Origin of the sequence: Streptomyces sp. So13.3, assembly GCF_005860785.2 — a bacterium.
GTDB lineage: Bacteria > Actinomycetota > Actinomycetes > Streptomycetales > Streptomycetaceae > Actinacidiphila > Actinacidiphila fildesensis.
The window spans coordinates 1,302,507-1,314,985 of sequence record NZ_CP048835.1 but is presented as its reverse complement, the minus strand read 5'-3'; the positions used below and the strand labels follow the sequence as shown (position 1 = coordinate 1,314,985).

Annotated in this window: 15 protein-coding genes; 10 read left to right on the top strand and 5 right to left on the bottom strand. The window is 71.5% G+C overall.

Annotated elements, in window-relative coordinates:
• Positions 1-202: 202 nt before the first annotated feature.
• A complete protein-coding gene (locus tag C8250_RS06210) occupies positions 203-508 on the bottom strand; it encodes a hypothetical protein (RefSeq protein WP_138354562.1) in 306 nt (101 codons plus the stop codon).
• A 5-nt stretch (positions 509-513) separates the two neighbouring features.
• Positions 514-1,149: an ATP-dependent Clp protease proteolytic subunit gene (locus C8250_RS06205; RefSeq protein WP_138354511.1), complete on the bottom strand. Its 636-nt coding sequence runs from the start codon at positions 1,147-1,149 to the stop codon at positions 514-516.
• A gap of 56 nt (positions 1,150-1,205) precedes the next feature.
• Here C8250_RS06205 and C8250_RS06200 point away from each other — a divergent pair, with 56 nt between their 5' ends.
• A complete protein-coding gene (locus C8250_RS06200) occupies positions 1,206-1,505 on the top strand; it encodes a type II toxin-antitoxin system Phd/YefM family antitoxin (RefSeq protein WP_138354512.1) in 300 nt (99 codons plus the stop codon).
• 72 nt (positions 1,506-1,577) lie between these two features.
• Here C8250_RS06200 and C8250_RS06195 read toward each other — a convergent pair whose 3' ends face one another.
• Complete coding sequence (locus tag C8250_RS06195; protein WP_244808992.1) at positions 1,578-2,909, bottom strand: M28 family metallopeptidase; 1,332 nt, start codon at positions 2,907-2,909, stop codon at positions 1,578-1,580.
• Positions 2,910-3,263: 354 nt separating this feature from the next.
• Here C8250_RS06195 and C8250_RS06190 point away from each other — a divergent pair, with 354 nt between their 5' ends.
• The 7 genes from C8250_RS06190 (at position 3,264) to C8250_RS06160 (ending at position 8,396) form a co-directional block, all read left to right on the top strand.
• A complete protein-coding gene (locus C8250_RS06190; RefSeq protein WP_138354513.1) occupies positions 3,264-3,566 on the top strand; it encodes an urease subunit gamma in 303 nt (100 codons plus the stop codon).
• A gap of 15 nt (positions 3,567-3,581) precedes the next feature.
• Positions 3,582-3,893, top strand: coding sequence for an urease subunit beta (locus C8250_RS06185; protein WP_138354514.1), 312 nt, complete (start codon positions 3,582-3,584; stop codon positions 3,891-3,893).
• The gene (locus C8250_RS06180) at positions 3,886-5,607 is read left to right on the top strand and encodes an urease subunit alpha (RefSeq protein ID WP_138354515.1); all 1,722 of its coding nucleotides are present in this window, start codon (positions 3,886-3,888) and stop codon (positions 5,605-5,607) included. Before C8250_RS06185 ends, C8250_RS06180 begins: the two co-directional genes overlap by 8 nt.
• On the top strand, positions 5,607-6,323 hold the full coding sequence (locus tag C8250_RS06175) for an urease accessory UreF family protein (RefSeq protein WP_138354516.1): 717 nt from the start codon (positions 5,607-5,609) through the stop codon (positions 6,321-6,323). Before C8250_RS06180 ends, C8250_RS06175 begins: the two co-directional genes overlap by 1 nt.
• Before the next feature lie 62 nt (positions 6,324-6,385).
• Positions 6,386-7,078: an urease accessory protein UreG gene (gene ureG / locus C8250_RS06170; RefSeq protein WP_138354517.1), complete on the top strand. Its 693-nt coding sequence runs from the start codon at positions 6,386-6,388 to the stop codon at positions 7,076-7,078.
• Positions 7,075-7,938 (top strand): urease accessory protein UreD, encoded by an 864-nt coding sequence (locus C8250_RS06165; protein WP_138354518.1) that lies wholly within the window; start codon positions 7,075-7,077, stop codon positions 7,936-7,938. The genes ureG and C8250_RS06165 overlap by 4 nt, the downstream gene beginning before the upstream one ends.
• Complete coding sequence (locus C8250_RS06160; protein WP_138354519.1) at positions 7,935-8,396, top strand: type II toxin-antitoxin system PemK/MazF family toxin; 462 nt, start codon at positions 7,935-7,937, stop codon at positions 8,394-8,396. Before C8250_RS06165 ends, C8250_RS06160 begins: the two co-directional genes overlap by 4 nt.
• Before the next feature lie 50 nt (positions 8,397-8,446).
• Here C8250_RS06160 and C8250_RS06155 read toward each other — a convergent pair whose 3' ends face one another.
• The gene (locus C8250_RS06155) at positions 8,447-9,319 is read right to left on the bottom strand and encodes a LysR family transcriptional regulator (RefSeq protein ID WP_138354520.1); all 873 of its coding nucleotides are present in this window, start codon (positions 9,317-9,319) and stop codon (positions 8,447-8,449) included.
• Between the two features lie 76 nt (positions 9,320-9,395).
• Between C8250_RS06155 and C8250_RS06150 the strand changes: the two genes are divergently transcribed.
• Together C8250_RS06150 and C8250_RS06145 are read left to right on the top strand one after the other, a co-directional pair.
• A complete protein-coding gene (locus tag C8250_RS06150; protein ID WP_138354521.1) occupies positions 9,396-10,190 on the top strand; it encodes a hypothetical protein in 795 nt (264 codons plus the stop codon).
• A gap of 94 nt (positions 10,191-10,284) precedes the next feature.
• Positions 10,285-11,883 (top strand): alpha/beta hydrolase, encoded by a 1,599-nt coding sequence (locus C8250_RS06145; RefSeq protein WP_138354522.1) that lies wholly within the window; start codon positions 10,285-10,287, stop codon positions 11,881-11,883.
• An 82-nt stretch (positions 11,884-11,965) separates the two neighbouring features.
• Here C8250_RS06145 and C8250_RS06140 read toward each other — a convergent pair whose 3' ends face one another.
• Positions 11,966-12,406 (bottom strand): SHOCT domain-containing protein, encoded by a 441-nt coding sequence (locus tag C8250_RS06140; RefSeq protein WP_138354523.1) that lies wholly within the window; start codon positions 12,404-12,406, stop codon positions 11,966-11,968.
• Positions 12,407-12,479: the final 73 nt, after the last annotated feature.

Sequence of the window (12,479 nt, the reverse complement as noted above, 5' to 3'; positions counted from 1 at the left end):
GTGATTCTCGTCACCAATCACCTATTTGGGTGGACGGAACGCCGACCGCTGCCGTTTCCGCCCTGGCGCACGCCGGTTGACCTGGGGCGGAAGCACCGACCGTGACGGGCGGACGTCGCAAGTCGGTGCTGCAACATCCACCCGTCACGCGCAAGGGTGACTACTCCGAACGTGCGGCCGGATGTCGCCCCCGATGGGCCGTTCAGTGGCCCGGCGGAGGCGGGACGACCACCAGGGACGTCCGCCGCTCACCGTCCAGGACGCGCAGCGCCCTGCCCAGCGTGCCGGTGTGCACCTCGGTCTCGCCGCGGTCGTGCATCACCGCCAGCGCCTCGCGCAGCGCCGTCGCCCTGCCGACCAAGGCCTGGGCGGCGCGCAGCGCGCCGTAGGTGTCGCGGGAGCGGGACGGGTTGATCCGTCCCAGCAGGTCCACGATCTCCAGATAGCGGTCGACGAGTTCGCCCTCGGAGCGCGTCAGGGCCGGCAGCGGCGGCAGTTCCGGCACCACCGGTGTCACCGGATGCCGTGTGCGGTGCCGTTGGTCTTCCGGCTGAGGGTGACGCGGTCGACGATGCCGTAGGCCAGCGCCTGCGTGGCGTCGAGGATCATGTCGCGCTCGATGTCGGCGCTGACCCGCTCGGGCTCCTGTCCGGTGTGGCGCACCAGCAGCTCCTCCAACTTCTCCCGGGTGCGCAGCAGTTCCCGGGCCTGGATCTCCAGGTCCGCGATGGTGCCCTGCACTGCCTGCCCGAACGACGGCTGGTGGATGAGGACCCGTGCGCCCGGAGTGATCATGCGCTTGCCGGGGGCGCCGGCGGCGAGCAGCACGGCGGCGGCCGAGGCCGCCTGGCCGATGCAGACCGTGGACACGTCGCAGGTGACGAACTGCATCGTGTCGTAGATCGCGGTCATGGCGGTGAACGAGCCGCCGGGGGAGTTGATGTACAGCGAGATGTCCTGCCCGGGTGCCGAGCTCTCCAGATGGATGAACTGCGCCATGACGTCGTTGGCGGAGGTGTCGTCGATCTGGGTCCCGAGGATGACGACGCGTTCCTGCAGCAGCTTGGAGTACGGGTCCATGGTGCGGGTCCCGGAGCTGGTGCGTTCGGTGAACTCGGGCAGGACGTAGCGGGCGGTGGGTCGGATCATGGCGGCACCTCCATGTAAAAAATGTACAGGACGTACATCTCGATATGATGGGGAGCATGGCCCATGAAGTACCGGTGACACAAGCGCGTGCGGAGCTCGCGGAACTGATCAACCGCGTTGTCTACGGCGGTGAGCAGGTGGTGCTGACGCGCCACGGCAAGCCGCTCGTTGCTCTGGTCTCCGCCGCTGACCTGCAGCGACTGCGCGATCTTGATGCGGCGACCGAGGAGCCGGTGATCAGCACGGTCTCCTCGTTCGGCTCCCGGGCGTCCGCCACGGGCGAACGCCGCCGCTTCGGCATCGCCGCGGAACACCGCGGCCCGGACGCCGGAGATCGGCGTCCGGGCCGCGAATGAGACGGTCGGAGCGGTCGTCGTACAGGTGGTGCGGTGTGCGCTCGCGCGCCCGTGCAGCGCGCGCTCAGTGCGTCAGAAGGTCAGCTTCCAGCTGTTGATGTAGCCGGTGTCGACGCGGGCGACGTCCTGGACCTTGAGCTTCCAGACGCCGTTGGCGACCTCGCTGGAGGCGTTGGCGGTGTACGTGGTCACGACGTTGTCGGCGGAGTCCGAGCCGCTGGAGTTCTTCAGGCGGTAGGTGCTGCCGTCGGGGGCGACCAGGTCGATGACGAGGTCGCCGCGGTAGGTGTGGACGATGTCGACGCCTACCTGCAGGGCACTGGGCGCGTTGCCCGCGATACCGCTGACGGTGACCGACGAGGTGACGGCCGCGCCCGCGTCCGGGATGGCGACGTCCGTGGTGTTTTCGAAGACCGTGCCGGTCGGCGGTGTCGTGGTCCCGGTGCTCAGGTTCCAGACCGCGTAGGCGATGGCGTCGCTGTTGTTGTCCAGCGCGCTGTCGTTGAGGTTGGCGGAGGTGTCGCACGAGCGGTGGTAGCAGGCGTCGAACGCCTGGCCCGAGGTGCCGCCCCACTTCTGTGCCTGTGCCGCGGTCTTGGTGTAGTCCGCGCCGCTGAACAGCCCGCCGACCGGCACACCCGCGCTCTTGAACGGGGCGTGGTCGGAACGGCCGTCACCCTCGGTCTCGATCTCGGTCGGGATGCCCCTGGTGGCGAAGAAGTCCTTGAAGACCGTCTCGAGCGGCCCGTTGTCGTCGTAGACGAAGTACCCGGGGTTGGGCGAGCCGATCATGTCGAAGTTGAGATAGGCGTCGATCTTCGACCGCTCGGCGGCCGGCAGGTTGTTGACGTAGTACTTGGAGCCGATCATCCCCAGCTCCTCGGCGCCGAACCAGCCGAACCGCAGGTGCTTGGTGGGCTGCAGGCCGGCGCGCGAGACGGCGAGGGCGACCTCCAGGGTGCCCGCGGTGCCCGACCCGTCGTCGTTGATACCGGGTCCCGCGGTGACGGAGTCCAGGTGCGCACCGCTCATCACCACATGGTTGGCGTCGCCGCCCGGCCAGTCGGCTATGAGGTTCCAGCCGGTGGCGCCGCTGCTGGTGAACTGCTGGATCGTCGTGGTGTAGCCGGCCGCGTCCAGCTTGCCCTTGACGTAGTCGAGTGAGGCCTTGTAGCCGGGCCGTCCGTGGGCGCGGTTGCCGCTGTTCGCGGTGGCGATGGACTGCAGTTGGGTCAGGTGCGCCTTGACGTTCGCGACCGGGATGTCCGGTGCGGCGACGGTCGGCGCGGGGGAGGCCGGGGCCGCGGCAGTGGCCGCGGGCGATGCGCCGATGAGGGCCGCCGAGAGCGCGGTGACCGCGCCGATGGCGGTCAGGGCATGGCGCAGCGTCAGTCTTGTGGACACGTGGTGCTCCGTTTTCCGTGGTGGGGGCGCGGAACGAACGAGGCACGCCGCGGCGTCGACCACGGCGCGCAGGAGCGTCTTCTGGCCAGAAGTCTCTTTGATGCGGACATGATGATCCGGCGGTCCCGGATGAGGCGTCAAGGGCGATAACCGGACAGGAAGTTCCGGTGAACGGACGAAGCCAGGCAAAGGCGTTGCAAAGGAACCGCAAAGACGCTCCAGGGACCCACGACACGGCAGGCCGCCCGAACCATGGTGCCGGCTCCGACCTGGGCACTGCGCGTAACGTGAGTTAACGCGGGTGAAACGCCGCCGAACTACCGTTCCGCACCCGATCGACTGTGAGGTGTGGCCGTGCAACTGACCCCCCATGAGCAGGAGCGCCTGCTCATTCACGTCGCCGCCGATGTGGCGGACCGGCGCCGCGCGCGCGGTCTGCGGCTCAACCACCCCGAGTCCATCGCGCTGATCACCGCGCACATCCTCGAAGGTGCCCGCGACGGCCGCAGCGTCGCCGAGTTGATGGCCTCGGGCCGCACGGTGCTGAGCCGGACCGACGTCATGGACGGCATCCCCGAGATGATCCCGGACGTGCAGGTCGAGGCCACCTTCCCCGACGGGACCAAGCTGGTCACCGTGCACGACCCGATCGTCTGACGAGGAGGCCCACCGATGATTCCCGGAGAGATCCTCCACGCCGACGAGCCCGTACCGCTCAACGAGGGAAAGCCCGTCACCCGGCTGACGGTGCTCAACACCGCCGACCGTCCGGTCCAGGTCGGCTCCCACTACCACTTCGCCGAGACCAACCCCGGTCTGGACTTCGACCGCGCGGCCGCGCACGGCCTGCGGCTGTCCATCGCCGCCGGCACCGCCGTGCGCTTCGAGCCCGGTATCCCGGTCGCGGTGGAGCTGGTGCCCATCGGCGGTGCGCGCATCGTCGCCGGGCTGCGCGGCGAGACCGCGGGAGCCCTCGATGGCTGAACTCACCCGAGCCGTATACGCCGACCTGTTCGGCCCGACGGCGGGCGACCGGATCCGGCTCGCCGACACCGACCTGCTGATCGAGGTCGAACGCGATCTGTCCGGCGGCCCGGCCGGCTCCGGCGACGAGGCGGTCTTCGGCGGCGGGAAGGTGATCCGCGAGTCCATGGGCCAGTCCCGGGCGACCCGCGCGGAAGGCACCCCCGACACCGTCATCACCGGCGCGGTCGTCCTGGACCACTGGGGCGTCGTCAAGGCGGACATCGGGATCCGGGACGGCCGTATCGCCGCGATCGGCAAGGCCGGGAACCCCGAGACGATGGACGGTGTGCATCCGGACCTGGTCATCGGACCCGAGACCGAGATCATCGCGGGCAACGGCAGGATCCTCACCGCCGGAGCGGTCGACGCGCATGTCCACTTCATCTCGCCGACCGTCGTCGACCAGGCGTTGTCCGCCGGGGTGACGACCATCGTCGGCGGCGGCACCGGCCCCGCCGAGGGCACCAGGGCGACCACCATCACCCCCGGACCCTGGCACCTGGCCCGGATGTTCGCGGCGCTGGAGGCGTATCCGGTCAACATCGGACTGCTCGGCAAGGGCAACACCGTGTCGTCCGAGGCGATGTACAGCCAACTGCGCGGCGGAGCGGTGGGATTCAAGATCCATGAGGACTGGGGGGCGACCCCGGCCGCGATCGACGCCTGTCTGACGGTGTGCGACGCCACCGGAGCCCAGCTCGCCATCCACACCGACACCCTGAACGAGGCCGGCTTCGTCGAGGACACCCTCGCCGCCATCGCGGGCCGCGGCATCCACGCTTACCACACGGAAGGCGCGGGCGGCGGGCACGCACCCGACATCATCACCGTCGTCTCCCGGCCCAACGTCCTGCCGTCCTCGACCAATCCCACCCGGCCGCACACCGTCAACACCGTCGAGGAGCACCTCGACATGCTGATGGTCTGCCATCACCTCAACCCGGCCGTCCCCGAGGACCTCGCCTTCGCCGAATCGCGCATCCGGCCCTCGACCATCGCCGCCGAGGACTTCCTGCACGACCTCGGCGCGATCAGCATCATCAGCTCCGACTCCCAGGCCATGGGACGGGTCGGCGAGGTCGTGCTGCGGACCTGGCAGACCGCGCACGTGATGAAGAAGCGCCGCGGATCACTGCCCGGGGACGGGCGCGCCGACAACCACCGGGCTCGTCGCTATGTCGCCAAATACACCATCAACCCGGCGGTGGCGCAGGGCCTGGACCAGGAGATCGGCTCCGTCGAGACCGGGAAGCTCGCCGACCTCGTCCTGTGGGAACCGGCGTTCTTCGGCGTCAAGCCGCTGCTCGTCATCAAGGGCGGCCAGATCGCCTACGCGCAGATGGGCGACGCCAACGCCTCCATTCCCACCCCCCAACCAGTGCTGCCGCGGCCGATGTTCGGCGCCGTCGGACGGGCACCGGCCGCCAACTCCTTCAACTTCACCACGCAGACCGCGCTCGACGACGGCCTCCCGGACCGGCTCGGCCTGGGCAAGCGGTTCCTGCCGATCCGCAGCACCCGGGCGCTGACCAAGGCCGACATGCGGGAGAACGACGCCCTGCCGCGGGTCGAGGTCGACCCCGACACCTTCACCGTGCGCATCGACGGCGAGGTCGTCGAACCGGCACCCGCTGCCGAACTGCCCATGGCCCAGCGTTACTTCCTCTTCTGATGACGCCGAGTGCCACGGTGACCGCGACGGCACCGGCCCCCGCCGCCAGGGCCGCGCTGCTGATGCTGGCCGACGGACGGTTCCCGGCCGGCGGCCACGCCCACTCCGGAGGCGGCGAGGCAGCCGTCACGGCGGGTCTCATCCATGACCCGGCCAGTCTCGCCGCCTTCTGCCGGGGCCGGCTGCACACCTCGGGGCTGGTGGCCGCCGCGCTCGCCGCGGCGGCCACCACCGGCCTCGATCCGCTGCTGCTCGACGCCGCGGCCGACGCCCGCACCCCGTCACCCGTACTGCGCGCCACCGCCCGCAAACTCGGCCGGCAACTGATGCGCGCCGCGCGGGCCGCCTGGCCCGCCGCGGAACTCGACCGGCTCGCCGCCGCCCGGCCGCGCGGCGCCCATCAGCCGATCGTGCTCGGCGTCACCGCCCGCGCCGCGGGCCTGACCCCACTGGACGCGGCGCACGTGGCGGCCTACGAATCCGTCACCGGCCCGACCACCGCCGCCGTCCGGCTGCTCGGTCTCGACCCCTTCTCCGTCGGCGCCGTCCTGGCCCGCCTCGCTCCCGAACTCGACGCCGTGGCCGAACGTGCCGCCCTGGCCGCCGTCCGCGCCGCGACGGAGGGTCTCCAAGCGCTGCCCGCCGCGTCCGCCCCGCTGCTCGACATCCACGCCGAGCAGCACGCCGCCTGGCCCGTCCGCCTCTTCGCCTCCTGACCCCGGGACGACCGCGAACCTCCCGACCGTCCACCGCCGTCCGACCGACCCCGGAGCCGACCATGCACCTCGACCACCCGGACACCTATCCCGAGCGCTACACCTACGGCACCCCCGCCCGGCGCCCCGACGGCACCCGCCGGGCCCTGCGGGTCGGCCTCGGCGGACCGGTCGGCTCCGGCAAGACCGCCACCGTCGCCGCGCTCTGCCGCCGGTTGCGCGACGAGCTGTCCATCGCGGTCGTCACCAACGACATCTACACCCGCGAGGACGCGGAGTTCCTGCTGCGCAACGCGGTCCTGCCCCCCGAGCGCATCAGCGCCGTGGAGACCGGCGCCTGCCCGCACACCGCGATCCGTGACGACATCTCCGCCAACCTCGAAGCCGTCGAGGACCTGGAGGACGCGGTCGGGCCGCTGGACCTCGTCCTGGTCGAGTCGGGCGGCGACAACCTCACGGCCACGTTCTCCAAGGGACTGGTGGACGCGCAGATCTTCGTCATCGACGTCGCGGGCGGCGACAAGATCCCGCGCAAGGGCGGGCCCGGCGTGACCACCTCGGACCTGCTGGTCATCAACAAGACCGACCTCGCCCCGCTGGTGGGCGCCGACCTCGGCGTCATGGCGCGCGACGCCGCGGCCCAGCGCGGCGACCTCCCGGTCGTCTTCACCGCGCTGACCGCCGAGGGCGGTATCGCCCCGGTCGCCGACTGGATCCGCGAGCGGCTCGCCGCCTGGACCGCGGACCGGGCATGACCGCCGCTGTCGCGGGCGGGTTGCGCGCCGGTGGAGTCCGCGCCGCCGCCCGCATCACCGCCGTGGCCGACGGGCGCGGCGGAACCGCCCTGCCGGTGCTCGCCGGCGACGGTCCGTTCGCGCTGCGCCGCACCCGGGCCACCGGCCGCGGCGCCCAGGTCACGGTCATCGGCGCGATGAGCGCCCCGCTGGGTGGCGACCGGCTGGAGCTGTCCGCCGAGGTGGGCGCGGGCGCCGAGCTGACGGTGACCAGCGCGGCCGCGACCATCTCGCTGCCGGGCACGTCCGGTGAACCCGCCACGTACGACGTGCGGTTGGACGTCGGCGAGGACGCGGTCCTGCGCTGGTTGCCCGAGCAGGTCATCGCGGCCGCGGGCAGCGACCTGCGGATGACCACTCGTGTCGAGCTCGCGGCGGACGCCCGGCTCGTCTACCGCGACGAGCAGGTCCTCGGCCGCGCGGGGGAGCGGCCGGGGCGGCTCACCACCCGGCTGACCGTCCACCGCGCCGGGGAGCCCCTGCTGGACCAGGAGCTGTCGTTCGGTCCCGGCATCCCGGGCTGGGACGGTCCTGCGGTCCTGTACCGGTACCGTGCCGTCGGCCAACTGCTCGTCGTGTCACCCGACTTCGGCGATGAGCCGCCGACAGCCGCAATCCTCGCGGCGGACCCGGACAGCGGCCAGGCCGTCAGCACCCCGCTCGCCGGCCCCGCCGTCCTGGTCACGGCCGTGGCACCCGACGCGTTGTGCCTGCGCCGGCTGCTCGACACGGCGATACGCACGGTGATGCCGAACGGTGACGGTTCCGGTGCCCATCACCCGAAGACGGCCGCGGCAGGACGCGTTAGCGTGGCCGGATGAGCACTTCGATCAACGACGCAGCGGTACCGGCCCCGTCCCCCGGCCGCGAAGGCCCGACCGCGACGCGCGAGGCACAGCCCCACGAGGTCGGACCGGTACGCACGACGTACGCGCCCGACCGCGACGGCGACCCGGATCCCGGCGAAATCGTCTGGACATGGGTGCCGTTCGAGGAGAACGACGGCCGCGGCAAGGACCGGCCGGTGCTGGTGGTGGCCCGCGAGTCGGCCGGCACGCTGCTGGCGGTCCAGCTGTCCAGCAAGCGCCATGACGAGGACCGCGAATGGGTGCCGATCGGCACCGGTTCCTGGGACGCGGCCGGCCGCGAGTCCTGGGTCGACCTCGACCGCGTGCTGCGCGTGCACCCCGACGGGATGCGCCGGGAGGCCTGCGCGCTGGACCGTCCGCGCTTCGACCGCGTGGTGGGACGGCTGACGGAGCGCTACGGGTGGAGCTGACCGCGCCCGCGAGTTGACCCTCCCGCATGGGCGCCCCTGCCAGGTCGCACTCACTCCGACGCGCTGAGCAGTTCCGTCAGGTGCAGCGCCGCCGGGCCCGGGTCACCCCGGTGCAGCGACTCCGTGCGGTGCACCAGCCGCGGAGCGGACAACGGCACGCCGCCGGCCCCGGCGACCGACGCCGGCAGCAGCGCCAGTCCGTGCCCGGCCCGCACCAGGGCGAGCACGGCCCGCACGTCCGTGCCGTTGTAACGCGGCCCGGGGCGGAAGCCGTTGCCGCACGCCGCGCGCAGTTCACCCAGCGGGATCGCGGCGTCCGGGGCGTCCAGCCACAGCGCGTCGATCAGGTCGGTCAGCCGCAGGCCGTCCCGTGCGGCCAGCGGATGACCGTCCGGCAGAAGGACGGCCAGCGGCTCCTCGCCGACGCCGGCCGTGTGCAGCGGACCGGCGTCGGGCAGCCGCAGCGGATCGCTGGGCGCCGCCGCGCCGTCCACCAGGCCGAGATCGATGTCACCGCAGGCCACCCCGGCGACGACTCCGGCCCGCTCCAGCAGCCGTACGGTCACGTCGGTGCGCGGCGCCGCGGCCCGGAGCCGGGCGAGAGCGAGTGCCGTACGGTCGCCGAACGCCAGCGGGGACGCGCCGAGCACCAGCCGCGCCGCGGGGAAGTGCGCCGCCCGCACCACCTCGGCGCGGGCCGCCGCCATCCGCAGCAGCAGCGGACCCGCGTGCTCCAGCAGCCGGGTGCCCGCCTCGGTGGGCGCCACCGGCCGGCGGCCCAGCAGTTCCACCCCGAGATCGGACTCCAGGGCGGCGATGTGCTGCGAGACGGCGGACTGGGTGTAGCCCAGTTCCCGTGCGGCGGCGGAGAACGACGCGAGCCGGACGACGGTCGTGAAGGTGCGCAGCAGATGCGGATCCATGAGCATCAGTATCACTGATGGGGGGACCACTCATCATCGTTGGACGTGATGCCCGGCCGGTCGCAGGATGAACTCCATGACCACCGAACCTGCGGATATCGCCGCCACTGCCGCCGTTCCTGCCGCGCACCCCGCCCCGTACCCCGCCCCGCGGATCGCCCTGGTCGGCGACCGCTCTCCGTCCGTCCGCTCCCACCAACGGGTCCCTGTCCTGCTGGACGCGCTGCGCGAGCGTCATGGGCTGCCGGCCGACGCGTACTGGATCCCGACGGAGGAGGCCGCCCGGCCTGGCGCCGTGGCCGGCTTCGACGCCATCTGGCTGCTGCCCGGCAGCCCGTACCGCAGTGAGGCGGGCGCGCTGGCGGCCGTCCGCACGGCCAGGGAGAACGGCATCCCGTTCCTCGGGACCTGCGGTGGCTTCCAGCACGCGCTGCTGGAGTTCGCCCGCACCGTCTGCGGCCTCGGCGACGCCCGGCACGCGGAGAACAACCCCGACGGGGACGGTGATCTGCTCATCGCGCCGCTCGCCTGCTCCCTCGTGGGCCATGAGGGAGCGGTGCACACCACGCCCGGCTCGCTCGCCGAACGGCTGCTCGGCAGCCGCGGGACGCAGGAGCGCTTCCACTGCGACTACGGGCCGGTGACCGACCTGCTGCCGCGACTGCGGGAGCACGGGCTGCGGTTCACCGGACATGACACCGACGGGCAGCCGAGGATCGCCGAACTGCCGGGGCACCCCTTCTTCCTGGCCACGCTCTTCCAGCCGGAACTCGCGGGGGACGGCTCGGTGCCGCATCCCTACATCCGCGGGCTCGCCGAGGCCGCCAGGTCGCACACCATGTCACGGGTTGGTAAAGAATCGCCGGTGTGACCTGTTCACAGCCACCTCACAGCCGAAAGGATCCTTTCGAATCTCTGTGATCACCGTGGCCACAAGTCGCGGGTCAGTAGGGGGAGGAATTTCCTTGAGACGCACTGTTGTGCTCGTCTCCACCGGCGCCCTCATAGCGGGCGCCATAGCCGCCGCTCCGGCGGCCACCGCCGGAGACAAGCGGCCCACCGGCCAGCACCGGCCGAGCGGACTCGCCGAGTCCATCGGCGTGCAGATCGCGGCCGCCCGTGCGGCCGAGAAGGGCATCGACTGGGCCACGTGTCCGGCCGACTGGGGCTTCCCGGCCCCTGTCCAATGCGGCTACGTCACCGTTCCGGTGGACTACGCCAAGCCGTTCGGCAAGACCATCAAGATCGCGGTCGACCGGGCCGGCAGCACCGGCACCCCGGCCGAGCGCCAGGGCGCACTGCTCTACAACCCCGGCGGCCCCGGCGGTTCGGGTATGCGGTTCCCGCTCCGGATCACCAACAAGTCGGCGCTGTGGGTGAACACCGCCAAGGCGTACGACTTCGTGGGCTTCGACCCGCGCGGCGTCGGCCACTCGGCGCCGATCTCCTGCCAGGACCCGCAGGAGTACGTGAAGGCCCCCAAGGCCGACCCGGTGCCCAGCGGTGAGGCGGACAAGCTCGCGCAGCGCAAGCTCGCCGCCGCGTACGCCAAGGGCTGCCTGGAGCGCACCGGCGCGCAGATGCTCTCGCAGATGACGACGGCCAACACGGCCCGCGACATCGACGTGGTGCGCGCCGCCCTGCACGAGAAGAAGCTGAACTACATCGGCGTCTCCTACGGCACCTACCTCGGTGGTGTGTACGCCACGCTCTTCCCGACCCACGTGCGCCGCATGATCATCGACAGTGTGGTCAACCCGGACGACGACCAGGTCTGGTACCAGAACAACCTGGACCAGGACGTGGCCTTCCAGGGTCGCTGGGACGACTGGAAGGCGTGGGTCGCCAAGTACGACTCCGTCTACCACATCGGTGACACCCCGGCGAAGGTGCAGACGCAATGGGAAGCCCTGCGCGCCGCCGCCAAGGCGAACCCGATCGGCGGGGTCGTCGGCCCGGCCGAGCTGCTCGGCTTCTTCCAGGGCGCTGCGTACTACGACTCGTCGTGGGCCAGTGTCGCGGGCGTGTGGAGCAAGTACCGCGCGGGTGACACCCAGGCGCTCGTCGGTGCCGCGGGACCGGACATGTCCGACACCGCGGGCAACATCTCGTCGGAGAACGGCACCGCGGTGTACACCGCGGTGGAGTGCACCGACACCAAGTGGCCGACCAGCTGGAAGAAGTGGGACCGTGACAACACGGAGCTCCACAAGAACTACCCCTTCCTGACCTGGTCCAACGCCTGGATGAACCTGCCGTGCGCCACCTGGGGCGTCAAGCAGCAGACCCCGGTCGACGTGCGGTCGCACCGCGGGCTGCCCGGTGTCCTCATCGTGCAGAGCACCCGTGACGCGGCCACGCCGTACACCGGGGCGCTCGAGATGCACCGGCGTCTGCAGGGCTCGGAGCTCATCACGGAGAACGGCGCCGGCTCGCACGGCGTCACCGGTCTGGTCAACCCGTGCATCAACAGCCGGGTGGACGACTACCTGATCAAGGGCAAGCTCGACGGTCACGACGTCGTGTGCACTCCGCACGCCGTTCCCGTGCCCGCTGCTTCCTAGGTCTCCCGGCTCGGTCGGAAACGCCTCGCGCCGGTCCTCGTGGACCGGGGCGAGGCGTTTCCGGGAGCCGTGACGGGCCAGGTCAGCGGAGCAGTTTGCGTTTCGCCCGCTCGAACTCCGGCCGGGTCAGCAGGCCGCGCTTCATCAGACCCGCGAGCCGCTCCAACTCGTCCGCCAGTGAGACGGGCGGCGGCGCGGCGGGCGTTCTGGGGGCCCGGGACTGCTTGCCGATCGCGGCCTCGACGGCCCTGCACAGCACCTCGAAGTCCGCCTGCTGCTCCTTGCCGAAGGACACCGAAGAGTCGGTTCTCGGAGCAGGGCCGCTGCCGGTGCCTCCCGTGTTTCCGCCCAGCAGGATGAAGCGGATGCTCCCGTAGCCGGTCCAGCCGGCGGCCTTCCAGCGGACGGCTCCGATCCGGGCGACCGGAAGCCGCTCCACCCGCTTGCTGAGCAGGCCGGGCCGCTGGATCGTCACCTGCTCACCGTCGAAATCGACGTGCACATTCCTGCTGCTGGCATCCATGTCGCCCCCTGAGCGCCGATGGACCGGAATCCTTCCACGGCGCAGGTCCGCGTGGGGCGATACGACGAATCGG